General features: G+C 68.5%; 20 protein-coding genes. 7 read left to right on the forward strand and 13 right to left on the reverse strand.

Translation table 11 applies throughout. The features are described from left to right. The first annotated feature begins 328 nt into the window (after nt 1-328). The 5 genes from sctR to ACJ8AT_RS19200 are packed head-to-tail and all read left to right on the forward strand — an operon-like array spanning nt 329 to nt 5,249. Nucleotides 329-1,054 carry a type III secretion system export apparatus subunit SctR gene (sctR, locus tag ACJ8AT_RS19180; RefSeq protein WP_407739211.1) on the forward strand — a complete coding sequence of 242 codons (726 nt, stop codon included), beginning with the start codon at nt 329-331 and terminating at the stop codon, nt 1,052-1,054. 4 nt (nt 1,055-1,058) lie between these two features. After that, nucleotides 1,059-1,328, forward strand: a complete 270-nt coding sequence (gene fliQ / locus ACJ8AT_RS19185; protein ID WP_407739212.1) for a flagellar biosynthesis protein FliQ — start codon at nt 1,059-1,061, stop codon at nt 1,326-1,328. Then, nucleotides 1,325-2,119 carry an EscT/YscT/HrcT family type III secretion system export apparatus protein gene (locus ACJ8AT_RS19190; RefSeq protein WP_407739213.1) on the forward strand — a complete coding sequence of 265 codons (795 nt, stop codon included), beginning with the start codon at nt 1,325-1,327 and terminating at the stop codon, nt 2,117-2,119. The genes fliQ and ACJ8AT_RS19190 overlap by 4 nt, the downstream gene beginning before the upstream one ends. Next, entirely contained in the window at nt 2,116-3,162 is a 1,047-nt protein-coding gene (locus ACJ8AT_RS19195; RefSeq protein ID WP_407739214.1) for an EscU/YscU/HrcU family type III secretion system export apparatus switch protein, read from the forward strand. Before ACJ8AT_RS19190 ends, ACJ8AT_RS19195 begins: the two co-directional genes overlap by 4 nt. After that, nucleotides 3,159-5,249 carry an FHIPEP family type III secretion protein gene (locus ACJ8AT_RS19200; RefSeq protein WP_407739215.1) on the forward strand — a complete coding sequence of 697 codons (2,091 nt, stop codon included), beginning with the start codon at nt 3,159-3,161 and terminating at the stop codon, nt 5,247-5,249. Before ACJ8AT_RS19195 ends, ACJ8AT_RS19200 begins: the two co-directional genes overlap by 4 nt. 6 nt (nt 5,250-5,255) lie before the next feature. Here the strand turns inward: ACJ8AT_RS19200 and ACJ8AT_RS19205 are convergent, their stop codons facing one another. From ACJ8AT_RS19205 to ACJ8AT_RS19250, 10 genes are all read right to left on the reverse strand, one after another. Then, on the reverse strand, nt 5,256-5,600 hold the full coding sequence (locus ACJ8AT_RS19205) for an HU family DNA-binding protein (RefSeq protein ID WP_407739216.1): 345 nt from the start codon (nt 5,598-5,600) through the stop codon (nt 5,256-5,258). A 134-nt stretch (nt 5,601-5,734) separates the two neighbouring features. Next, nucleotides 5,735-7,114, reverse strand: coding sequence for a YhjD/YihY/BrkB family envelope integrity protein (locus tag ACJ8AT_RS19210; protein ID WP_407739217.1), 1,380 nt, complete (start codon nt 7,112-7,114; stop codon nt 5,735-5,737). 126 nt (nt 7,115-7,240) lie between these two features. Then, nucleotides 7,241-10,015, reverse strand: coding sequence for an Rne/Rng family ribonuclease (locus tag ACJ8AT_RS19215; protein ID WP_407739218.1), 2,775 nt, complete (start codon nt 10,013-10,015; stop codon nt 7,241-7,243). Nucleotides 10,016-10,552: 537 nt separating this feature from the next. Next, entirely contained in the window at nt 10,553-10,999 is a 447-nt protein-coding gene (locus tag ACJ8AT_RS19220) for a DUF3052 domain-containing protein (protein WP_407739219.1), read from the reverse strand. Beyond that, nucleotides 10,996-11,280 (reverse strand): acylphosphatase, encoded by a 285-nt coding sequence (locus ACJ8AT_RS19225; RefSeq protein ID WP_407739220.1) that lies wholly within the window; start codon nt 11,278-11,280, stop codon nt 10,996-10,998. The genes ACJ8AT_RS19220 and ACJ8AT_RS19225 overlap by 4 nt, the downstream gene beginning before the upstream one ends. 13 nt (nt 11,281-11,293) lie before the next feature. Beyond that, the gene (ligA, locus tag ACJ8AT_RS19230) at nt 11,294-13,309 is read right to left on the reverse strand and encodes an NAD-dependent DNA ligase LigA (protein ID WP_407739432.1); all 2,016 of its coding nucleotides are present in this window, start codon (nt 13,307-13,309) and stop codon (nt 11,294-11,296) included. A 445-nt stretch (nt 13,310-13,754) separates the two neighbouring features. After that, nucleotides 13,755-15,041: a hypothetical protein gene (locus tag ACJ8AT_RS19235; RefSeq protein WP_407739221.1), complete on the reverse strand. Its 1,287-nt coding sequence runs from the start codon at nt 15,039-15,041 to the stop codon at nt 13,755-13,757. Next, entirely contained in the window at nt 15,026-16,312 is a 1,287-nt protein-coding gene (locus ACJ8AT_RS19240; protein ID WP_407739222.1) for a hypothetical protein, read from the reverse strand. The genes ACJ8AT_RS19235 and ACJ8AT_RS19240 overlap by 16 nt, the downstream gene beginning before the upstream one ends. Nucleotides 16,313-16,542: 230 nt before the next feature. Beyond that, entirely contained in the window at nt 16,543-17,889 is a 1,347-nt protein-coding gene (locus ACJ8AT_RS19245) for a hypothetical protein (protein ID WP_407739223.1), read from the reverse strand. Then, nucleotides 17,886-19,316: a hypothetical protein gene (locus ACJ8AT_RS19250; protein ID WP_407739224.1), complete on the reverse strand. Its 1,431-nt coding sequence runs from the start codon at nt 19,314-19,316 to the stop codon at nt 17,886-17,888. The genes ACJ8AT_RS19245 and ACJ8AT_RS19250 overlap by 4 nt, the downstream gene beginning before the upstream one ends. Nucleotides 19,317-19,793: 477 nt before the next feature. Here ACJ8AT_RS19250 and rho point away from each other — a divergent pair, with 477 nt between their 5' ends. Together rho and ACJ8AT_RS19260 are read left to right on the forward strand one after the other, a co-directional pair. Continuing rightward, a complete protein-coding gene (gene rho, locus ACJ8AT_RS19255; protein ID WP_407739225.1) occupies nt 19,794-21,413 on the forward strand; it encodes a transcription termination factor Rho in 1,620 nt (539 codons plus the stop codon). 18 nt (nt 21,414-21,431) lie between these two features. Continuing rightward, nucleotides 21,432-21,746 carry a hypothetical protein gene (locus tag ACJ8AT_RS19260; protein ID WP_407739226.1) on the forward strand — a complete coding sequence of 105 codons (315 nt, stop codon included), beginning with the start codon at nt 21,432-21,434 and terminating at the stop codon, nt 21,744-21,746. 11 nt (nt 21,747-21,757) lie between these two features. On the opposite strand, the gene ACJ8AT_RS19265 is transcribed toward ACJ8AT_RS19260, so the two are convergent. From ACJ8AT_RS19265 to ACJ8AT_RS19275, 3 genes are all read right to left on the reverse strand, one after another. Then, nucleotides 21,758-22,987, reverse strand: coding sequence for an AI-2E family transporter (locus ACJ8AT_RS19265; RefSeq protein WP_407739227.1), 1,230 nt, complete (start codon nt 22,985-22,987; stop codon nt 21,758-21,760). Between the two features lie 95 nt (nt 22,988-23,082). After that, nucleotides 23,083-23,553, reverse strand: coding sequence for a hypothetical protein (locus ACJ8AT_RS19270; RefSeq protein WP_407739228.1), 471 nt, complete (start codon nt 23,551-23,553; stop codon nt 23,083-23,085). A gap of 14 nt (nt 23,554-23,567) precedes the next feature. Beyond that, nucleotides 23,568-24,032 carry a hypothetical protein gene (locus tag ACJ8AT_RS19275; protein ID WP_407739229.1) on the reverse strand — a complete coding sequence of 155 codons (465 nt, stop codon included), beginning with the start codon at nt 24,030-24,032 and terminating at the stop codon, nt 23,568-23,570. Between the last annotated feature and the right edge of the window lie 10 nt (nt 24,033-24,042).

A 24,042-nucleotide genomic window follows, 5' to 3' on the forward strand; every position in this document is an offset into this window, starting at 1 on the left:
CTCCGCTCGGGGGCTGGCCGGCCTCGGGTGCCGCTCGAGGGGTGCTGGGCCTCGTGGCTGTCGCAGGGCTTGTTGGGTGGCTGTGGCGGCGCAGCCCAGCGGGACCCCGGTTCACTCTTCCCGAGCGCCTGAAGGTTGTCTCCCGGGCAGGGCTCTCTCAGCGCTGCGGGATCGCGCTGGTGGAGGCGGACGGCCGAAGCTTCCTCGTGGCCTTTGGGGACTCGTTCGCCGAGATCCATCGCGCTCCGGTGTCCCGGCGTGCGCTCGGACAGGCGCGCAGGCCTGTTCCTCGCCGTCGAGCCTCGTCGCAGGCGAACGGAGGCGCGCGATGAAGCGGGGATTTCTGATCGGTCTGCTGTTCGCGCCGACGTGGGCCTGGGCAGGTGGGCAGACCCTCGCGCAAGCATCCTATGCCGGCAATCCGCTGGTGATGATGGGGATGCTCGCGGTGATGTCGCTGCTTCCCTTCGCGGTGCTGATGCTGACGAGCTTCTCGAAGATCTCCGTGGTGCTCTCGTTCGCACGAACGGCGATGGGCACGCAGCAGGCCCCACCGACCATCGTCCTGACAGGGCTGGCGGCGGTGCTCTCGGCGCACATCATGTCGCCGGTGATGGAGCGCATGTACGACGCGGGACAGGCCGCCTACCAGGAGGTGGAGTCTGGAGCGCAGATCCTCTCCGCGGTGACTCGAGTGACGGAGCCGCTGCGCGCCTTTCTGCTCAAGCACGGCAGCTCCGAGGAGCGGGCCCTCTTCGTCGAGCTCGGGCGAGAGCTGCGGCCTCCGGAGGAGGCGGGACAGGTCCAGGAGACGGACCTCTTCGTGGTCATCCCAGCCTTCGTCATCACCGAGCTGAAGGAGGCCTTCCAGATTGGCTTCCTCATCTTCCTGCCGTTCCTCGTGCTGGACATGGTCATCGCCAATGTCCTGCTCGCCCTGGGCATGCAGACGCTGTCTCCGAGCCAGGTGAGCCTCCCCTTCAAGATCCTCCTCTTCGTCGCCGTGGATGGCTGGTCGCTGCTCGCACGCGGGCTCATCCTTGGCTACCGGTGATGCCATGACCCAGGATGTCCTGCTTGCCCTCGGCCGCGAGGCCCTGCTCCTGATGGTCCTCGCGTCCTTGCCACCCGTCGGCGCGAGCTTGGTGGTGGGGTTGATCATGAGCCTGTTCCAGGCCACCACGCAGCTTCAGGAGAGCACCCTCTCGGTGGTGCCGAAGCTGTGCGCGGCGGTGCTGGCGCTCGTGCTCGCTGGGCCTTGGATCGCCGGGCAGCTCACGCAGTTCACGCACCAGTTGCTGGTGGCCATCGCCGAGGTGGCGATATGAACCTCGACCTGCTCCGTGCGCAGCTCGAGCTGCTGGGGCCGCATATTGTCTCGGTGGCGCTCTGTTGCTCCCGCCTGGTGCCCGTGGCCTTCCTCTGCCCGCTCCTGGGAGGGCAGGCTGCTCCGACGACCGTCAAGCTCTCGCTGGTGCTGAGCATCTCGCTCTTTCTGCACCTGGTCGCGGGCGTGGGGCTGCCGACGCCGGTGGAGACACCCGTGGCGTTGGTGGCGCTGGTGCTCAAGGAGCTGGTTTATGGAACCTCCGTGGGGCTCATCGCGGCGTTGCCATTCGACGCGGCGCGGATGGGTGGGCGCTTCATCGATCTCTTCCGAGGCACGTCCGCCGAGGCGAGCCTTCCCTTCGCGGGCGTCCGAGAGTCCGCCACGGGAGATGGCCTGTACCAGCTCCTCGTCGCACAGGTGGTGACGGGAGGGCTGTTCCCGGTTGTCCTCTCTGGAGTGCTACGAGGTTTTGGTGTGGTGGGCCTGGGAGCGTTCGTTCCTTCGGAGGCGGCGACGCTGTACGTCGTGACGCTCGCGGGCGGCGCGATGGCCACGGGGTTGGCGGTAGGGGCTCCCATCGCAGCGGCGGCGCTGGCGGTGGACTGCCTCCTGGGCATGGCGTCCCGTGCGGCTCCCCAGGTGAACCTGCGCGAGCTCGGTGCACCGCTGCGAATTCTTGGCGGCGGCGCGCTCTTGTGGCTGAGCGTGGGTGTCCTCTGCGAGCGGCTGCTCGGTGGCGTGGCGGGGCTGGAGAGCGCGCTGCTGTTGCTGGGGGAGTTGGCGCGATGAGCGAGAAGACGGAGAAGCCCTCTGCCAAGCGCCTGCGTGACGCGCGCCGCAAGGGGCAGATTCCGCGCAGCCGGCTGCTGGCCTCCAGCGCGGTGACGCTGGGGGGGCTGCTCGGCTTCACGGCCGTCGCGCCGGAGGGCTTCGAGCGGTTGAAGGCGTGGACCTCCCAATTGCTGTTGGAGCAGCAGGGCTCCGGCGCATGGGAGGACGGATGGTGGATGCTCGCGCGCCTGTCCGGTCCCGCGCTGAGTGGGGCGCTGGTGGCGTCCTTCGGCGTCTCCGTGGCCATGGTGGGCTTCGAGCTGAACCCGGAGCACCTGACACCCAAGCTGGAGCGCCTCAACCCCGTTGCGGGCCTGAAGCGACTCTTCAGCGTTCGATCCTTGGTGGAGGTGGCCAAGGCGCTGGCGGTGATGGGCGTAGTCACAGCGCTCGTGTGGAGCGAGGCGGAGGATGCCGGCCCGGATGCGCTGCGCGCGGTGTGGCTCGATGGTGCCGTGGGGATGAGCCAGCTCGTGGCGCACCTCGCGCCGCTGGCGAGCCGCATCGCGTGGGTGCTGCTCGTGCTGGGCGTGGGTGACTACGCGCTGGCACGCAGGCGGCACCTCCAGGACCTGATGATGACCCGCGAGGAGGTGAAGCGGGAGTACAAGGAGAGCGAGGGCGATCCGCACCACAAGGCCCAGCGCAAGGCGCTCCACCGGCAGTTCGCGCAAGGCGGGCAGGCCCGCGGAGTGCAGAAGGCCACGACCGTGGTCGTCAACCCTACGCACATCGCGGTCGCGCTCCGCTACGACAGCAAGGAATGCGAGGCGCCCTACCTCGTCGCCAAGGGGCACGAGGAGGACGCGCTCTCGCTCCGGCGTGAGGCCCAACGGCTCGGAATCCCGGTGGTTCGGGACGTTCCGCTGGCCCGCAGCCTCATCCACTACGACGTCGGAGAGCAGATCCCCGAGGAGCTCTATCAAACGGCGGCCGTCGTGCTGCGGGTGGCGATGGAGTCTCACGACACGGACAGGAGCCCACGGAGGCAGATGTCATGAACCCGCTTGCGAAGATCCTCTCGAGAGCCCGGAAGTCATCGGATGTGGTGCTCGCGGTGGCCATGGCCGCCGTGCTGGGCGCCTTGATCATTCCCCTGCCGCCCTGGCTGCTGGATCTGGGGCTTGCCATCAACCTGGCGGCGGCGGTGTCGCTGCTGGTCGCGGCGCTCTATGCCCAGGATGCGCTCAAGGTGACGGCCTTCCCGACGTTGCTGCTGTTCACCACGCTGTTCCGGCTCGCGCTCAACGTGTCATCGACGCGGCTCGCGCTGGCCGAGGGCCATGCGGGTGAGGTCATCCAGGCGTTCGGCGAGTTCGTCGTCCGTGGGGACTACGTCGTGGGGGCCGTGCTCTTCGCCATCCTCACCCTCGTCCAGTTCCTCGTGGTGGCCAAGGGCGCCGAGCGCGTCGCCGAGGTCTCCGCGCGCTTCACCCTGGACGCGATGCCCGGGAAGCAGATGTCCATCGACGCCGATCTGCGCGCGGGGGCCATCGATCAGGCGCAGGCCCGCAAGCGCCGGCGCAACCTCGAGCGCGAGTCCCAGATGTTCGGCGCCATGGACGGCGCGATGAAGTTCGTGAAGGGCGATGTCATCGCGGGCCTCGTCATCGTGGCGGTGAACCTCCTGGGAGGCATCACCATTGGTGTCCTGCAGCAGGGGATGAGCCTCTCGGAGTCCGCTTCCACGTTCGCCCTCATCGCCATCGGTGATGGGCTCGTGTCGCAGATTCCCTCGCTGTGCATCGCGGTGGCGGCGGGGCTCGTGGTCACGCGCGTGGCCTCGGAGAAGGAGGAGGATTCGCTCGGCTCGGAGATTGGCGCCCAGTTCTTCGGGCAGTCCCGGGCGCTCTGGGTCGTCGCGGGGTTGTGCGGGGCGCTCGCCCTGATGCCGGGGATGCCGTTTCTCACCTTCCTGGGGCTGGGGGCCCTGCTCGGGGCTGTCGCGTACTCGCTCGGGCAGATGAAGAAGGCCGCGGGTGAGAAGGACGCTGCCGCTGCCGAGAAGCCCCAGGCCACCCCAGAAGGCGCGACAGCAGGGCCGCCCGGCATGGGGGCGGTGCCAGCGAGCACGGCGGCTCCGGTGGGAGTCTCCCCGCTGACCGTGGATCTCGCGCCAGACCTCACTTCGATCGCGGAGGAGCAGGGGGGCGCCTTCGTCCACCAACTGCTCAACCAGCTTCGGGACGATCTCTTCTACGAACTCGGAGTCCGAGTCCCTGGCATCCGAGTGCGAACCCATGCGGCCTACCTGCCCTCGGGGGGATACGCCCTCCTCGTGGATGAGGTCCCCGCTGGAACGGGGCAGGTGGTGCCGGGAGCCCTCTACGTCCTGTCTCCTCCAGACGAGCTGTCGTTCCTCGGGGTTCCGCTCGAACCGGTGGTGGAGCCCGCCACGGGCAGACCGATCAGCCGGCTGCCGGAGGCCGAGCGTACGCGGCTGGAGATGGCTCAGGTCCCCGTGCGCCGGCCGGGGGAGCTCATCGTGGACCACTTCCGGGCCATCCTCCGGGCCAGTGCCGCGAATCTGCTGGGACTCCAGGAGGTTCAGGGGCTGCTGGAGGGGCTCGAGGCGCAGGCGCCCATGCTCGTGAAGGAGGCGCTGCAGAAGGTCCCGCTGCCGCTGCTCACCGATGTGCTGCGGAAGCTCGTCCAGGAGCAGGTGAGCATCCGCAACATCCGGGTGCTCCTGGAGGCGCTCGTCTCGCCCGCTACGGAGGGGGATGCCACCTCCCTCGCGGAGCGCTGCCGGCAGGCGCTGCACCGCTACCTGAGCCACAAGTTCGCTCCCGCGGGGCCGCTCTACGCCTACCTGGTCGATCCCGAGGTGGAGGAAGCGCTGCGAGGCGGGGGAACTCGGGGGCCGGCTCCGTCTCCCGAGCACGTCGCGGAGATCCTGGAAGGGGTCCGGCGCATCGCCTCGGGCGGAAGGGCCGTGCTCCTGACGGCGCCGGATGTGCGCAGGACACTCCGGCGGCTCATCGAAGGAGCCTTCCCTGAGGTGGCCGTGCTCACCTACGGCGAGCTGGACGTGGACCTGCAGATCCGGCCACTGGGGCGCCTGGCGCCCGTGTCCGTCACCGCATGAGGGAAATCAAAGGCTTCCAGTGCCGGTGTTGCCCTTGGTGGGGTCGGCCAGGTCCGGCTGGGCGGACTGCGGGGCCGGCCGGTTGACCCGGTCGCGCAGCTCCTTGCCAGTCCGGAAGAGCAGACCCCGCTTGGGCTTCACCGGGATGACCTGGCCCGTCTTCGGGTTACGGCCTTGATATCCCTGGTAGTTCTTGACGTGAAAGGCGCCAAGTCCGCGGATCTCGATGTTCTCGCCGCGGCAGAGGGCCTCTTTCATCGATTCGAAGATCGTCTCGATGGTGGCCTCGGCCTGCTTCTGGGTCACGCCCCGCTTGGCGACGAGGATGTTGATCAAATCGGACTTGAGCATCGGACGCTCCCGCAAACCGCGTGACCCCTCGGAAGGAGGGCGCTTTGGCCCGTGATCGAATCCAGAAAACATAACAGAACGAGGGGCCGTTGCAAGCAGCCACGTGCTCGAACCTCTTGGAAACCTTACGGATTTCAGCCTTGGGCGGTGGCCGCCGGTGGGGCAGGGGCCGCTGGGGCCGCCAGGCCAGGGCGCAGGTGGGCGATCAGATCGGTCCACTTGGTCAGGCGAAGCACATCGGCGGTGGCGCAGTCGGCGGTGTGGAAGAGCGCCTCCACCTGTTCGAAGCCGGGGGCGGCTCGAGGCCCCGTCCAGGTCTCCGGCCCCCCCAGGATGGTGAGCCCATGGAGCGCGCCGACCAGCTCCGCCACGGAGATGTCGGATGGATCGCGAGCGGGTTGGATGCCTCCCTTGCGGCCCTGCTCCAGCAGCTGGGCGTTCACCAGCCGCTCGATGGCGTCATGGACGAAGGACTCGGGTACGCGCAGGCGCAGGGCCAGCTGGTCGGCGAGCGGAGGTGGCTGTCCTTCCACCCAGGCCAGGGTGGCCTCCATGGCGACCCGGGTGGCGACCAGCTCCAGGGCGCGGGGGTGGTTTCCAAAGGCCCAGAGCGAGTCCCGGAAGGAGGAATGTTCCACCGCGTAGGACAGGCGCGCACCACTGAGCACGAGCAGCCAGCTGACGTGGATCCACGCCAGGAACAGCGGCACCACGCTCAGCGAGCCCCAGAGCTTGTCGTACCGGAAGATCTGCTCGGCGAACTCCTGATAGAGGATCTTGGCGATCACCCACCCCAGGCCGGCGACGATCCCGCCCGCGAGCGCCGAGCGCACCGCCACCTTGGCGTACGGCGTCCAGTAGTAGAGCAGGGTCAACCCCGTGACGGCGCTGCCCGCCATGGTGCACAGGACGATCTGCGGCGCGATGGAGTAGCCCGCGTTCACGATGAGCTCGCGCACGGCCCCCGTCCCCGAGAACGAGGCGGCGAGGAAGACGGGCCCCAGCAGCAGCAGCCCCAGGTAGATGAGCGCGCGGATGAGGATGGGGCGCTGGCGCCGGATGCCCCACACCTCGTTGACCGCCCCGTCGATGTTGCGCAGCAGCGAGGACGCCGAGAACAGCAGCGCGATGAAGCCCACGCTGCCGAGGGCGATCGAGTTGGCTGGGGTCAGGAAGCGCTCGAGGAACTCCGAGGACTGCTCACGGAAGCCCGGAGCGAGCGCCATGAAGATGGCGCTGCGCATGTGCCGCTGGAACTCCTCCTGGTGGAGGGTTCGCAGGAGCACCAGGCCCACGGTGATCAATGGGACGAGCGAGAAGACGCTGATGTAGGTGAGCGCCGCTGCCCGGAGGCTGATGTTCTCGCCCTGGAAGTCTCGGATGAGGGCGCGCGCCGCCAGGTAGACGTCCGTCGCGAAGCGGCCCACGGAGGTCTGCGCCACCGGCTCCCAGGTCTTCTGGGTCCAGCCGGCCAGCTTCGCGCGCAGTTGCCGTAAGGGTTGGGGGAGGGCCATGCGAGGAAGGGGCAAGGCTAGTCAAAGCCATGCCCCTTCGGCCAGCTTGCCCCGGTGGTGCTCGCCTGGGAAGCAACCTGCCGGGCACACCCACCGGCAGGCAGAGCTCCTCTCAGGCGGGGGCTGTCAGGACTCGGAGCCCCCGGTGGGAGTGCCGCCTCCACCGTTGCCACCGTTTCCTCCACTCGAGGAAGAGGGAGGCGTGCCTCCGCCCGAGGAGGGCTCGGTGCCGGCCTGAGTCTGGGGCTGGGACTGGCGCTGCTCGCCGCGACGCTCCTCGCCCCGGCGGTCGTCTCCACGACGCTCCTCGCCTCGGCGGTCGTCCCGGCGGTGCTCGCCGCCGCGGTTGCGGTCACCCCGGTTCTGATCACGATCCGGGCGACGGCCCTCTCGCCGGTCGCCGCTGCGCTCGCGGTCGCCGCTGCGCTCCCGGTCCGCGCCGCGCTCCCGGTCACCGCCGCGCTCGCGCTCGCCACCTCGCTCGCGCTCGCCGCCGCGCTCGCGCTCGCCGCCGCGCTCGCCGCGATCCCGATCCCGGCCTCCACCGCGCCGGCCCTGGTCCTGGCGGTAGCGCTCGTTGGGGCCCGAGCTCTCGGGGCGCCGCTGCATGGCCAGCTCGCCATCACCGGAGCCCGGAGACGAGGCCACCTTGTGCTCGGGGCCCTGCGCGGAGCGGCCGTAGATGTCGTACTGCTCGCGGTGGTAGTTCTGCTGCGCCTTGACCTGGATGGACTTGTTGTAGCGGTCCATCAGGTGGCGCAGCTCCTGGCGCTCCTCGCCCTGGAGCAGCCGAGCCACCTCCGCGCTGCAGTTGATGACCAGCGTGGAGTCCTTGTAGCCCGGCGCCTCGCGGCGGATCTCCCGGAAGATCTCGTAGCAGACGGTGGTGGCCGTCTTCACGAAGCCCTTGCCGTCGCAGTACGGGCAGTCCTCGTGGAGCACGCGGCCGATGGACTCGCGCACGCGCTTGCGCGTCATCTCCACCAGGCCCAGCTCGGAGATGCGCAGCACGTTGGTCTTCGCCTTGTCGCGGCCCAGCGCCTCCTGGAGCGACTTGAAGACCTTGTCCCGGTTCTGCGCCTTCTCCATGTCGATGAAGTCGCAGATGATGATGCCGCCGATGTTGCGCAGCCGGAGCTGGTAGACGATCTCCTTGGCCGCCTCGACGTTGATCTTGGTGATCGTCTCCTCGAGGCTCTTCTTGCCGACGTAGCGCCCCGAGTTGACGTCGATCGCGGTGAGCGCCTCGGCCTGATCGACGATCAGGTAGCCGCCGCTCTTGAGCCACACCTTGCGCTGGGTGGCGCGGTGCATCTCCTGCTCAATCCCGTAGGCGTCGAAGATGGGCTCGTCGCTCTCGTGGAGCACCACGCGGTCGGCGAGCGCGGGATCCTGCGCGGTGACGAAGGCGAGGATGCGCTCGTACTCCTCGCGCTCGTCCACCACGAGCTTCTCCACGTCATGCGCGAACAGGTCGCGCGTGGCGCGCAGGATGAGATCCAGGTCCCCGTGGAGCAGCCCGGAGCCGCCGCGCTTCTCGTTGCGGCGCACCACCTGGTTCCACACCTCGATGAGGAAGCGGATGTCGCTCTCGAGCTTCTCCTGCGGCACGTTCTCCGCCACGGTGCGGACGATGAAGCCCGTCCCGGGTGGGCGCAGCCGGTCCACGATTTCACGCAGCCGCTTGCGCTCCTTCTCGTTGGAGATGCGGCGGCTGATGCCCACGTGATCCACGGTGGGCATGAACACCAGGTGACGGCCGGGGATGGAGATGTGCGAGGTGAGGCGGGCGCCCTTGGTGCCGATCGGATCCTTGGAGATCTGAACCACCACCTCCTGGCCCACCTTCAGCAAGTCCTCGATGCGCGAGCTCTTGCGCGACTTGCCCTTCTCGTCCTTCTCGCGGCGCTGCTGCTCGTCGCGCTGGCGCCGGGCCTTGTCCTTGTCGCGCGAGTCGCGATCCTTCTCGCGATCTCTGTGGCGGGACTCACGCGCCTCCCGGCCCTCGCGAGGGGCGCGGCGCTCACCGGTGGCCACCTCGGGACGAGGCGCCGCGGCCACCGCCTCGGCGTGCGGGGCCGGGGGGATGATCTCTCCCAGCGCGGTGGCGTCGTGAGGCGGGGGCTCCGCCTGCGGGCTCTCGAGGGCAGCGCCCTCGGCCACGGGCGCCGCGGAGGCCTGCTCGGAAGGAGCGCCAGCGGTGGCCTCGGAAGGAGCGGCCACGGGAGCAGCGGACTCGGGCGCGGTGGCCACCGGAGCGCTCTCGGCCGGCGCGGCGGCGGGAGCGGGCGGGGCGGCAGGCTCGGCCAGCGCGGCGGCAGGAGCAGCGGAAGCCTCCGGGCTCTCCGTGGGCGAGGGCGGCGGCACGGTCATCACCGCGGCGGCGGCGATGACCCCCGACTCCATGGGAGCAATGGCGTCGCCGCTCGGGGGGCTCTCGGGGGCCGGAGCCGTGGCGGTGGGAGCCACTGGCTCACCCTGAGGAGGGGCCAGCTCGCCGGGGGCCAACTCCTGCACCTCCAGCTCCACCTCGGCATGAGGGGCCTCGGCATGAGGAGCTTCGGGGCTGCTGGCGGCGGCCTCGGCGGCCTCGGCCTCCATCTCCGAGGGCACATCCGGGAAGTCTTCGTGCTCGCCCTCGGTCAGCTCGAACTGGGAGCGAGCGAAGTCCGGGTCGTAGACGACGTCACTGACGTAGAGGAACGCGGCCTTCTCGAGTCCGATGTCCACGAAGGCCGCCTGCATGCCCGGGAGCACCCGGACGACGCGGCCCTTGTAGATGTTACCGACGACGCCTTTGTCCTTCTTACGCTCGAGGTAGAACTCCGCGATGTGGCCGCCCTCGACGAGGGCGACCCGGGTCTCCCGACCCGAGGCGTTGATTACAAGGATGCTGCCCATGGGCGAATCCTGGACGCGCGCGCGGACGGGCGTGCCCCACCGGACGGGAGGCGACGTGGCCTCGCGCTTCCACGCGCGCTGCGAGAGGAAGGGGGGCCCCAGACCCTCCCGCCAAGGCGGATCCAGGTTCGGCTCGCGTCTCGGGGGTGGGGGTTGAGGGGAACACCGCCTGCTCCTCTGAGTTCATGCGCCTCGCGACCACCGGCACCGTGCCGGGCGAGGCCTTTTTCTTCTGAGCGTTCTCAGTCCTTCACTCGCGCGGGCTGTCCGCTCCTGCCCTCCACACCCGGTCGGAGCCCATCCGCGGGCGCCTTGGGGGGGCGACAGGAGAATTTCGGTGCAGCCGGCGCGCCTGGAGGAAGCCGGGAACGCAACCCGTCTCAAAAAGTCACCTGGACTTCAACGCCGCGCCCGACGCGTGGCGTCACACAACCGTCCAGAAACACATGGAGTTTTTCATGCCTTCGAAGGCCGTGTAAAGGCGAGAAGTAGAGAATGTCGACCCGATGGCACAGGTGGTTCCTGGCTTCCCGGGTTTCAGGCCTGTGCAGTAGGCGCTTGCTTGCGTGACTCGGGCTTGTCGATGCGGCCGCGGGGCCTTCGCACCAGCCGCAGGCCGGTCCACATTTCGTCAATGAGGCAGATCTTGTTGTCCACCAGGCCAATGTCGAGCGCGGCCTGGCGCACGAAGTCCTCGGAGAGCGAGCTCTTGATGCCCTCGCCGCTGGGCCAGCAGATCCAGATGCCGCCGGTGAGCGCCATGGCGCGCGAGAGGGCAGGCAGGCGCTGGACCAGCTCGTGGGCATCCGAGGTGAAGAAGAGGATGACGTCCAGGCCGGACTGGGCGGTGATGAGGAACTCGACGCCGTCCGGCAGCGGGTTGAGGCGCTGGACGAAGCCTCGGGGCGGGTTGATGACGGAGACCTTGGAGCCGGCCCGGATGCCCAGCATCACGGGCAGCGAGCCCATCCCATACGACGTCATGACATGCGCTCCACGATAAAGGTGCGGAACTCACCGGAGGGCTCCGAGTCCGAGCGCTCGACGTCCGTCACGCGCGCGGCCTGGGTGCCCCGGTGGCACCAGCGGATGAATTCCTCGAGCGCGGCGGGCTCGCCCTCGGCGAGGGCCTCCACGGAGCCGTCCTCGTGGTTGCGCACCCAGCCGGTGAGGCCCAGGCGCGTGGCCTCGATGCGGGTGCTCTCCCGGAAGAAGACGCCCTGCACCTTGCCGCGGATGCGCAGCGTGGCTCGCCGCATGCCCATGGTTACCGCCTCCTCAGCCTCGGGCCTCGCCCTGCAGGAGCTTCAGGAACTGCTGCTCGTCCAGGATGCGCACTCCGAGCTCCTGGGCCTTCTTCAGCTTGCTGCCGGCGTCCTCGCCCGCCACCACGAAGTCGGTCTTCTTCGACACGCTGCCTGAGACCTTGCCGCCGCGGCGTTCGATCTCTTCCTTGGCCTGCTCGCGAGACATGCCGGACATGCCGCCGGTGAGCACCACCGTCTTGCCCGCGAAGGGGCCCCCGGTGGCCACCTGGGGGGGGGCCGGGGTGACGCCCGCGGCCAGCAGCGCGTCAATGGCGGCGCGGTTCTGCGGCTCCTGGAAGAACTCGTGGATGACCAGGGCCATGGTGGGGCCCACGTCCTTGACGCGGGTGATGGCGTCGCTGTCCGCGGTGTAGAGCTGGCGCACGTCGGGGAAGGCCTCGGCCAGGGCCTTGGCGGTGGCCTCGCCCACGTGGCGGATGCCGAGCGCGTAGAGGAAGCGGCGCTGCGTGGTCTGCTTGGAGCGCTCAATGGCGGCCAGCAGGTTCTCCGCGCTCTTCTCGCCCATGCGCTCCAGGCTCAGGAGCTTCTCCTGATTGAGCGCGTACAGGTCCGCGAACGCCTTCACCAGGCCGCTGGAGACGAGCTGCGAGGCCAGCTTGTCGCCCATGCCGTCGATGTCCATGGCCGTGCGCGAGGCGAAGTGGCGGATCTTCTCCACCAGCTGCGCGGGGCACGAGGCGCCGGTGCAGCGGATGATGGCGCCCTCTTCATCCTTGGCCGTCATCGCGCCGCACACCGGGCAGTGCTTGGGGAACTCGTAGGGCTTGGAGTCCGCCGGGCGCTTGGAGAGCACCACGGAGACAATCTCCGGGATGACGTCTCCGGCGCGGCGGACGAAGACGGTGTCGCCCTTGCGCACGTCCTTGCGGCGCAGCTCGTCCTCGTTGTGCAGGGTGGCGCGCGACACGGTGACGCCGCCCACCTTCACCGGGTTGAGGTGGGCCACCGGGGTGAGGGCGCCGGTGCGGCCCACCTGGACTTCGATGGCCTCCACCAGCGTGGACTCCTCCTCGGGAGGGAACTTGTAGGCCACGGCCCAGCGCGGGCTCTTGGACACCTGGCCGAGCCGCAGGCGCAGGTCCTCGTCATCCACCTTCACCACCATGCCATCCACTTCGAACGGCAGCGCGTGGCGGCCCTTGCGCGAGGCCTCGTACTCGGCGCGCACGCCGTCCAGGCCCTTGGCGCACACGTGGCGGTTCACCGGCAGCCCGAGCTTCTTCAGGTGCTCGAGCTTGTCCGTGTGCGTCTTGAAGGCGGGCAGGCCCTCGGTGGGCACGTACTCGTAGAGGTAGATGGAGAGCGGGCGCGAGGCCGTCATCTTCGGATCCAACTGGCGCAGGCTGCCGGCGGCGGCGTTGCGCGGGTTGGCGAACAGCGGCTCGCCTTCCTCCTCGCGCTTCTCGTTGAGCTTCTTGAAGTCCTCCTTGCGGATGAACACTTCGCCGCGGACCTCGAGCACGGGCGGCACCTTCACGCCGTCCTGGGGGAAGAGCTCCAGGGGCAGGCTGCGCACGGTGCGCAGGTTGCCGGTGACGTCCTCGCCGGTGGTGCCATCGCCGCGGGTGGCGCCCTGGACGAAGGCGCCGTTCTCGTAGCGCAGGGTGATGGCCAGGCCGTCGAGCTTGGGCTCGCAGACGTAGGTGACGTCGGACTCGCCCGAGAGCTTGAGGATGCGCTCGTGGAAGTCGGAGAACTCCTCGTCATTGAAGACGTTGGCCAGCGAGAGCATGGGCGCCCGGTGGACCACCTTCTCGAACTTCTCGGCGGCCTCGCCGCCCACGCGCTGGGTGGGGGAGTCCGGAGTGGCCAGCTGGGGGAAGGTGCCCTCGAGCTCCTGGAGCTCGCGCATGAGCCGGTCGTACTGGGCGTCGCTCACTTCGGGGGAGTCGAGGACGTAGTAGCGATAGTTGTGGTGGGCCAGCTCCTGGCGGAGCTCGCGCGCGCGTTTCTCGGCGGTCTTCAAATCCACGAGTGGAGCCTCACCGGGGCGGGGGAGGGGCACGTCATCCCCGGTCCAATTGGGCGCGAGGATGGCGATCTTCCCCGGCTCCGCGCAAGCCGGGTGTGCCAGGGCAGAGCCTGAGAGACCCTGGGTGGCGGCGCGCGAGACAGGACGTGGCAGGTTGGGTGGCGAGGCTTCAACCCTCTGAAGAGCGGGGACGGGTGGCCCCCACTTTCATAGCACAGCTGGGGCCTACCCATGAAGTCGGGAGGTGCCGGCCAGGAAGACGGGCCACCGCGGAGACTTTTGGGGCTTGGTCATGTCTGAACGTTCAGACATGGGCTCTTGGCGCTGCGGCGATGCCCGGACGTTCGTTCGTGCACTCCTGCTGTATGAGCAGGCCCGGCTTGGCGGAGGTGGTCCTACATCTACAATGCCCGCGGGGTCCACCGTGGCGTGAGGCACCTCACCGCGGCGGCCACGGCTTCGCCTTCTTCTCTACGTCGTCGAAGCTCACCCGGACGAAGTCGCGGCTTCCGCCGTGCTCGATCCCGACCCACAGCGTCTCCGGCTTCGCGGTGTACAGCTCGGCGTCGGCCCACTCCGTCCGTCGCGTCAGCAGCGGCTCGAGGTTGTAGGCGCGCGGGGGCCCCTTGGGTGGGATCAGCATCAGGTAGTCGCCCCAGTGGAGCCAGAGGGAGCCGTTCTCCCGCACCCCGAGCGCGTGCACGTTGTGGTCCCAGGAGCCCTTCTCCCGCGTCCCCTGGAGCGCGGTCACCTGCACAGCTCCGGCCCAGGGGTGCCGGCGGAGCTCCAGATCCCCGTAGTCGTGCGTCCGGACCACCTCGAGCAGGTCCCCGTTCTTCAGCAGCCGGAACTGCGCGGTCGTGTAATTCTCCTTGGGGAAAGGCCGAAACGCGCCCTTTGCTTCGCCCGGCCGCCACGCGAACATCCCGCGCTCCTGGCCGCCGAGGTGCACCTCGAACATCAGGTGTTGGTCGTCGCTCCCCCAGATCAGCTGGACGTTGCTCATCGCCCGCTCGGCGGAGGAGAGCAGGGTCCGCTGGGTGACGCCCCGGTCCGAGTACTCGTAGGCCACGAGCTGATCCACCGGATTGCAGGTGAGGTGCTCGCACATCTGCCCGAGCTTCTTCGGCATCACGAACACCGCGAGGCGCTCGGAGACGTAGATGCGGCGCCCGCCGACCACCGTGTAGAGCAGCTCGGCGGGCCGGGTCCCGTCCAGCGCGACACGATAGGTGGCGCCGAAGGGGTGGTGCTCGCGGTACGGCCCGTTCATGTGCGGCGCCTCTCCCTCCATGAACACGAACGCGTCGCGGCCGTTCGGCAGGAACCCGATGAACTCCACGTGGAAGTGGAACACCTCCGGCGAGGGCGGCTGCGGCTGCGGCAGGGTGAGGTGCTCCTTGGACTGCGCGGGGAAGTAGTGGAGCGACGGATCCTGCTCCCAGGCCGCCAGGAGCGCGCCGGAGCCGCCCACCGCCACCCGGTAGAGGCTGTCGCCCTGGATGCGGTGCACTTTCTCCCACTGCCGGGCGCCTGGCGAGAGCACGCTCAGGGTCGAGAAGCCCACCGAGACCCAACCCCCGCCGGGCATCGGCTGCAGGTTCGAGGCGTCGCGGATGCGCTCCGCCGGGCTCGGAGGCCGCTCCCGCTTCTCCACGCCCTCTGCGCGCGCTCCGGCCGCGGCCAGCGCCAGCGCCACAGGGAACCAGATCATTCGGTTGGCCACGGCTTCGCTCCCTTCTCGAGCTGCGCGAACGGCACTCGCACGAAGTCTCGGCCCGCGCCGATCTCCACTCCGATCCACAGGGACTCCGGGCTGGAGACGTAGAGGTCCACGCCCGCCCAGTCGTCACGCCGGCCGAGCAGCGACACGATGGAAGAGGCCCGCGGCGGCTTTCCTGGGGGGAACAGCAGCACGTAGTCGCCCCAGTGCGCCCAGAGGGTTCCGTCGCCGCGCTCGCCGATGCCGTGGGGGTCCGAGTCCACGATGTCTGGATCTTCCGGCGCACGGAGCCGGGTCGTCGTCTGGCGCCCGTCCGGGAGCGTGTGGCGAATCTCCAGCGCGTCCTCCTCCAGCTTGACCAGCTCCACCAGCGCGCCCGACTTCATGACCAACAAGCGGTTGGCGTCGTCGATCCTCCCTGGAAGCGGGCGGTAGTCGGCCTTGGCGTCGCCTCGGCGCCAGGTGAGGAGCCCGCGCTCATGGCGCGTCCCGCTGGCCTCGATTTGAAGCACCAGCCGGTCGTCATCGCTGCCATTGACGCGCCGCGCCCCGGCCATCCGCACCTGCTCCTTCGTGAGCAGCGTCTTCTGAGTCACCCCGGTGGCGGTGAGCTCGTACGCGATGAGCGAGGAGAACTCACAGAGCATGTGCTCGTTGCAGGCGGGGCCGAGGACGGTGGGGATCAAGTACGCCGCGACCCGGGGGCCCATCTGGACCAGCTGCGCGCCATCCACCATGTACAGCAGCTCGGGGGCGCCGGTCCCGTCCAGCGGGACGCGGTACACCATATACACCCTGCGCGCTCCGCGACTCGGGCCGGTGCGGTGCGGTGTCGAGCCCTCCATGCGGATCAGCGCGTCCCGTCCGTTCGTCGCGAAGGCGAGGTACTGGAGCCCGAACCCGGAGATCCCCGGCGGCGGCACGCTCGGGAGGGGCAGGGTGAGGTGCCGCTTCGACTGCGGCAGCAGATAGTGGACGACCGGCTCACTCTCCCAGGCGGCGAGCACTCCACCCGCGTCATTGACCGCGACGCGGTAGAGGTTGCCCTTCGGCACTTGGTGCAGCGTCTCCCAGCGTTTCGATCCCGGCGGGAGGAGCCGCAGGCTGGAGCCGCCAAGGGAGAGCAGCCCGCCGTCGGGCATTGGCATTAGCGACGAGGTCCCACGCAGGCGCGTCGCGGAGCTGGGCAGCGCGTCCCGGTCACCGACACCCTCCGCTCGGGCGATGCCCGTTATGAGCACCGCGCTCAACAGGAACAGAAAGGTGCGGCTCATCGAGGGGACCTCCGCTGCGAAGTTTCCGGCCGGCGCCGCTGTACAGACGCACCGCTCGCATTCCTATTCAGTGACGGCTCTCTCAAGCGGGAGCAGAGCCGAAGCCGCAAGATGGGCAGGCGTGTCCCTCTCGTGATCAGCTTCTCACTATACTTCCAGCACCCGGCGCCTGCCGCCACACAGCATCCTCGGGTGAGCGGCTTGAGCGCCTCGAGCACGAGGAACTGGGCTCACGCGTCGCTGGCGAGGCGGGCGGCTTGGTGGAAGAGCTGGGAGAGGGTGAAGTCCAGGGATTTGCCCAGAACGTTGCCGGGGACCTGGAGCAGGTGGTGGGCGCGAAGGAAGGGCAGCCATGCGCGAGACCCCACCACCACGGCGGACTCCAGCAAGGAGCGTCGCGGCACCCAGCGCCCGCTAAGGTGTTTGATGAGCAGTTCCCCCAGGTAGGCGCCGAGCATGGGGACCAGCCTGTCGCGCTTGGCAGGGACCATGTACTCCTTGAACTCGGCCCAGCGCTCCCGGTCCACGTAGTCATCCACTTCAATGATGGAGCCGGGCTCCTGGCCCGCGACGGAGGAGAACTGGGTGTGGAGGATGGCGATGAGGGACTCGGCCTGCACCTCGTAGAAGGTGATCTTGCTGGCAGGATCCTCCACGTCTGATTGGACTTCGTGGGTGGGACGCCACTCGGAGACGGGAGGAGGACGGTAGAGGTTGTAGCGCTCGATCTCCTTCCTGAGGTTGAACAGCCTTGTCGAGCGCTGGAGGATGCGTTCGATGAGGCCCGCGATGTCGGGGTCGAAGTTCTTCTCCACAGGCTGAAAGGCGAGGCTGCGCTCGAGCAGGGACCGCTCGACGTCTTCGAGGCGGAGCTCGGGGCGCAGGTGGACGAGGCCGCGCGCCTGGGCGCTGCGGCCCTGTGGACTGTCGAAGTCAGCCAGGGTGGGGCGTGAAAGCCACAGCACGCCGCCGCAGGGGAGGGGCTCGATGGAGTGGGCAGGGAGGGAGAGCACGCGCTCGCGCCCAAGAGAGTCCACCAGGGCCTTGCCGTAGACGTTGAGCCAATAGGCTTCGTAGGCACCCAGGGGAGCGGTGGGCTTCGTCTTGTACAGATCATTGCCGAGGGATGTGTCCGTGTCGCTGTGAGCGAAGCCATAGTTCACAGGACCCAGACGCTGACATAGCGCGCGCACCACACGTACCAGATGCTGGCACCAGGCTTCGGCTGTCCCTTCCTGGCGGAAGAAGCGCAATGGGTAGTCTAGGCTGAGGTTGAAACCCCCTCGAACTCCCCCGAAGTCCAGCCCCCAGTGCCCCTGGAGGTCACCTTTCTTCTGAGGCAGGAGAAGGGAGTGGAAGGTGGGGGTGATTCGCATGAGTTGTTCGCGAGCACGCTGGCGCGAGTAGCGATAGGTTCGTTTCCCCATCACCTTGTCCGGCATGAGCATGCCGGCTTCTTGTTCGATGACATCCAGGACCGTGTCCAGCCCCTCGGTGCCGGCGGCCAGTGGATTGGACGGGAAGTACAACTGCAGAGCCAGGGTGTCGGAGCGGTTCCAGTCCTCGTAACTCGTCATTCGAAGTGCACCTCCACCCCGGCTTTCTGGCAGAGGTCCTGAATCACGCTCTGCCAAGCTCCTACGCTTTGCGCTTCATAGACGAGGTGGAGCCGAGAGATTTGGACGGTACGACCGTAGAGCGGATGCTCAGGGCGCCGCACTTCCAACCTGCCTCCATACTTGTCCATGGCTTCCTCAAGGTCGACTCTGACCTGTCGTGCGACTTCGGTTGCGCTCATCTTCGAGAAGTTGCGCAGCTTGACGCTGACGGTCTCCACGCGAGGCACACTGCCCTCCTTCAGCGTGGCCTCGTCCACCGCGAGGTAGTCCGGGTAGCGCACTCCTTGCTGGCCACTCTTCTTCGTCCCCACGTGGCGGGCCAGCAGCGGCTGGCGTGAGCCGGTGAGCAGCCTGCGAGCGCCCGCGGGTTGTTCCAGTTCCTGAAGCAGGATGCCGCCCACTCTGGATTCAAACTCGTAGCAACTCTCAAAGTGGTGGCGCAGGTCGCGATAGGCCTCCCACCGCAGGGGAGGCTTTACCGAGAGTGAGCCCATCGTGCCGAGCCGCTGGGAACGCACCTCTTGGAGACGGCGCTGGCGGTAGGCCTCGAACTCATTCCAGCGGAGGGCCTCTTCTTCGGGCAACTCCGAGGGCGTGGGCTTGGGAGCCAGCTTGCCGCTGCGGAGCTCCTCTGAGGAGAAGGCCTCGCGCTTACCTGGGGACTCGGCCTCCAGCTCGAGCAGCCGCGACTCCAGGGCGCTGGCCTCCTCGGCGCTCAAGGCTCTGCCGAGCCCAAGCGACTCCGCGGACAGCAGGCTGGTGGCGCGCACTCCGGCGAGTTCTCCCTCGGCCGCCAGGGCGCCAGTCTCCGCACTCAGTGCCCTGCCTTCTGCCGCCGTGGCGTTGCTCTCGGTCGCCGTGGTGCTGCCCTCAGCCGCCGCCGGCGTGCGCCCCAACAGGGGGCCCGCCATGAGCGTGCCGGCACGAACGAGCTCCGCCCGGGCATGGAAGCCGCGCCGCAACCGTTCCCAGCGCTCGTCGTAGCCCTGCTTGTAGACCTCGAACAGGCGATCGCGGCCAGGGCCCGCGCCCGGGATGAGGACGCCCACGGGTTTCCAGTTGAACTCGCATCCGGCCTCCGCGGGGAACACTGTGCACGTAGTCTGGGCGTTCTCTTGCGCCACCACCGCGCCAGCCCCTCGGCAGACAGCCTCCAGGTACAGCCAGGCCTCGGAGGCGGGGAAGAGCCCTTGGCGCGCCTGGAGGAACACTTGCTCGCGGTGAGCTGGGTGCCCCATGAGCACCAACGCCCAGTCCTCACCGCGAAGCTGTCCGTGGGAGTTGAGATAGGTGGAGTAACGCAGGGGCGCATCCGCGGGGACGAACGGCAAGGCGGACTGCGTGGTGCCGCACCCGGAGGCCATGGCCACCATTGCCAGCGCCAAGCCCAGGCGCAGGCTGCGTCCGATCCAACCACTCGCAGCCCCGGGCGTAGCTGGCGGCAACGTAAAAGGTCGCACCGCTCGGAGCATACCTGCTCCGTGGGGCGGTGCCGTACCCAGCGCGGCGATGCTCACGCGGCGGGTTGGCCGCAAGCCTCGGCTCGTGGGAAGATACCCGGGAGATACCCTGTTCCACCCCTGGGGAGGACCTGCTTCCTGGCGAACGTCCGGGAGCAGGCGAGGCAACGACGCCTTGACAGCCCCAGGGGGCGTCAATAACCTGCCCGGCGGTTCAAGGCGTCAGGGTTCCCCTGGTGCCCTTTCTTCCCAACCACCCTCGACTCTCCCATGGTCCTCTTCTGGACTCGGGCGGGTCGCTCAGTGTCGCCAGGACGGTGCATTTCCGCACCCCGCGAAAACCTCCCGACAACAGCCACGCGCTCGGTCCCTCGGGCGCCTCTCAGCATCGCAGCCCCCATCATGCGCAAAGCCCGTTCCACCAAAGAGAAGGTTGAGACCGATCTGACCGCCGAGGAAGAGCGCCCCAAGCGCCGCCGGAGCACCGCCTCAGCTAAGGCCAGCGATCGCGAAGAACCCGAGCGCCCCGCGCGCCGCCGCACCCCCCGCCGCACGGACGGGGAAGAGGCCCCCGAGCCCGCCGCCGAGGCCGGTGAGGAGGCTGCCGAGGCCCCCCGCCCCGTGCTCACCCCCATGCCGCGCCCCGTGCGCGACGAGGAGTTCCAGGAGGCTCGCGCCGTCGCCGCCGCCGAGCCCGCTGCCACCGCCGAGCCCTCCGAGACGCCCGCCGTCACCGAGGTGACTCGCGATGGCACTCCCATGCAGGTCATCAAGCTCAATGACCTGAAGCGGATGAAGATCACCGAGCTGGCGAAGATGGCCCACGACTTCAACATCGAGGGCTACCAGGGCCTGAAGAAGCAGGACCTGATCTTCGCGCTGCTCTCCGGCATCGCCGACAAGCGCTTCGAGGTCCACGCCGAGGGCGTGCTGGAGCTGCTCAGCGACGGCTTCGGCTTCCTGCGCAGCGCCGACAGCGACTACCAGCCCAGCCCGGACGACATCTACGTCTCCCCGTCCCAGGTGCGCCGCTTCAACCTGCGGCCCGGCGACACGGTGACGGGCCCCATCCGCCAGCCCCGCGAGGGCGAGCGCTTCTTCGCGCTCCAGAAGGTGGACCGGGTCAACTTCGTGGATCCGCTGTCCGAGGCCGCTCGCGAGCGCATCCTCTTCGACAACCTCACGCCGCTCTACCCCACGCGCAAGCTGAAGCTGGAGCACGAGGGGTCGGAGATGACGACCCGCATCATTGATTTGTTCTGCCCCATCGGCCTGGGCCAGCGCTGCCTGATTGTCGCGCCGCCGAAGGCCGGTAAGACGGTGCTGCTGCAGAACATTGCCCACGCCATCGCCAGGAACCACCCGGACGTCTACCTCATGGTGCTGCTGGTGGACGAGCGCCCCGAGGAAGTCACCGACATGGAGCGCAGCGTGCGCGGCGAGGTGGTCTCCTCCACCTTCGACGAGCCCGCCACGCGCCACGTGCAGGTGGCCGAGATGGTCATCGACAAGGCCAAGCGCCTGGTCGAGCAGAAGCACGACGTGTGCATCCTGCTGGACTCCATCACCCGTCTGGCGCGCGCCTACAACACCGTGGTGCCGGCCTCCGGGAAGATCCTCTCCGGCGGTGTGGACGCCAACGCCCTGCACAAGCCCAAGCGCTTCTTCGGCGCCGCGCGCAACATCGAGGAGGGCGGCAGCCTCACCATCATCGGCACCGCGCTCATCGACACCGGCAGCCGCATGGACGAAGTCATCTTCGAGGAGTTCAAGGGCACCGGTAACTCGGAAATCGTCCTGGACCGCAAGCTCTTCGAGAAGCGCATCTTCCCGTGCCTCGACATCAACAAGTCCGGCACGCGCAAGGAGGAGCTGCTGCTGCCCCAGTCGGATCTCATCCGGATTACGGCGCTGCGGCAGGTGCTCCACCCGTTCACGCCGATCGACGCGATGGAGTTCGTGCTCAAGCACATGCGCCCCACCGCCTCGAACACCGAGTTCCTCGGTTCGATGAACCGCTAAATAGCTAGGAGCAAGCTCATGCCCCGCCCCTTCGTTGGACGACTGGCTGCACTCGCCTTGGGAGTGGCACTCGGTTTCGTGGGGGTGGGGTGCGAGCCCATTGATCCGGACGGGGGAGACATCCCGGCCGGACTCTCCGACGCCATCTGCTACCGCGACAGCGACTGCGCGCCCAACGGCTGCTGCGGTGAGGCCACCAACCCCACGCACGTCTCGGAGGCGCCCAACTGCTCCAACGTGCGGTGCGATGGGACGTGCGCCGCCAACACCATCGACTGCGGGCGCTGCATCGCCGTGTGCCGGGACTCGCGCTGCGCCGCGGCCTGCCAGTAACGCCTCTCAGCTCAAGGCGCCGGTGGCCGAGCGGGCTCCACCGCCGGTGAGGAGCTCGGGAGGGCCGTGGGCGGCTCGGCCGGCGCCGGCTGGGCCTTGAGCCGCGCGAAGTCGAAGCACGCCACGAAGATGGCGGCGATGGGCACCGCGAACAGGGCGCCCACCAGCCCGTAGAGCCGCTCCCCGGCGATCAGGCTGAAGGCCACGATGACAGGGTGGATCCGCGCCGCCTGGCCCATGATCTTCGGGTTGAGGAAGTACGCCTCCAGCGCGTGGATGCCGCAGATCCACGCCAGCATGATCAACCCCTTCTGGAAGCCGTCCGTCAGCGCAATGAGCACGATGGGCACCGAGCTGATGATGGTGCCGAAGATGGGGATCAGGCTGAGGAACGTGGCGATGGTGGCCAGCAGGAACGCGAACCTCACCCCGAACACCAGCAACCCGATGGCCGTGAGCGTGCCGTTCACCACGCAGATCGTCACCTGCCCGCGCACCACGCCGGACAGCGAGCGATCGATTCGCCCCAGCAGCACGCGCGCGTCGCTGGCGTACTCGGGGGGGATGAGCGTGCCGAAGTAGCGCCGGATGGCCTGCGCGTCGATGGAGAAGAACGCGGCCACCATCAGCATGAAGAACAGGCCGAAGACGGTGGCGAGCACCCCGGCGATGATGCTGCGCGAGACGCCGACGATGTTGCCCAGGTTCTCTCGCACCAGCACGGACAGGCGCGCCACCGTGTCCTTGAGCAGCTGCGCCAGATCCACCGCGAAGCTGAAGGAGGAGCTGGGAGGCACATCCGTTCCCTCCACGCCCCGGTTGGACAAGGCGATGGGGATGCCGTAGCCGCTCAGCCAGTCCTCGGCGCGGCGCGCGAGCGACTGCAGGTACTCGGGGGTGAGCGTGTTGGCGAAGGCCAGCCCGTCCCGGCTGATGCGCAGCAGCTCGCGGTAGAGCTGCGGCACCAGCGCGATGAAGAACAGGTACAGGCCCACGAAGAAGACGGCGTAGATGAGGAGGATGGCCACCCAGTGCGGCACCCCACGCCCCGCCAGCCGCACCCGGGTGATGCGCGCCACCAGCGGCTGGACGAGGTAGGCGATGAGCGCCGCCCCCGCGAAGGGCAGCACCACCGAGTGGAAGAGGAAGAGCACCGCCGCGATGGCTGCCCACAGGCAGGCGAGGATGACGAGTCGCTTCCGGCGCTCGGCGAGTGCAGAGGCATCGTGGGGCTGCAACATGGGCGCGGCTTATGGCAGAGGTTTTTCCCTCCGTACAAGCCTTCCCCCCAACAGGTGGAGCACAGGGAAGGCCCGTTCGTTGGTGCCCCTACCGTTCAGAGAAGGAGCCCCGAGGGCGGTGACTGCACCTGGCGCAGCCGCGCCTCCACCTTGTCGAGGATCTGGCCCATCATCGGGCGCTTCACCCGGCTCTGGGTGGCCTCGCCCAGGCCCAGCATCTGCTCTACCAGCCAGCGGTTGAGGAAGAGCAGCGCCAGGCGATCCGTCGGCGCCAGCCCCCGCTCCAGGTAGCGCTTGTTGCGCATGTAGTCGTCGTAGGCGTCGAACTCGCGCGCCAGCTCCCAGCGCGACAGCCGCAGCGCCTCTTCGTAGACGGCCTGCGAGGGACGCGGCGTGGGCTCCAGGAAGAGCGGCGCGAAGGTGCCTCCCACGTCCAGATCGATCTCCTGGACGGGGGGTGGCCACGCCGACAGATCCTTGGCCACCAGCTTCGCCACCTCCTCCAGGAGGTGCTCCAGCACGCCAACGGTCTTGACCTCGATGAGATGATCCCAGCGCGAAGGCATTGGCGCACCCTAGCTCAAGGCCCGGCGTCCGGGGCTCCACCGTCCGGTGTGCTGCCATCCGGTATGCCGCCGTCGCCCAGGTTGCTCTGCCGGCAGCAGTCGGAGCTGGTGAAGTAGAAGCCCGCCTGCGAGCACGAGGCGCGGATGACGTGGTTGTAGCCGCTGCAGCCCATCACCAGGCCCTGCCCATCACACACCGGAGCGCCATAGGTGCCCGGATCGCAAGACGCGGAGCCATTCTCGATGCACAGCGCCCGAGAGTGGAAGAAGCGCGGCGAGTTGACGTCTCCGACGACCACCGAGCACGTGGCGGAGTCACCACAGTCCAGGGTGTTTACCCCCGTGGAGCAGGGGCCCACCGAGCATGTGCGCTCGCAGTTGGTGGCCTTGCCGTTCTCGCAGAGCGGGGCATCAGCGCAGTCGTCGTGAGAACAGGAGAACAGCAGGAAGAGAGGCGCGAGGAAGAGGGCTCGGGACACGGGGACCTCG

Source organism: Hyalangium sp. (genome assembly GCF_045802625.1).
GTDB lineage: Bacteria > Myxococcota > Myxococcia > Myxococcales > Myxococcaceae > Hyalangium.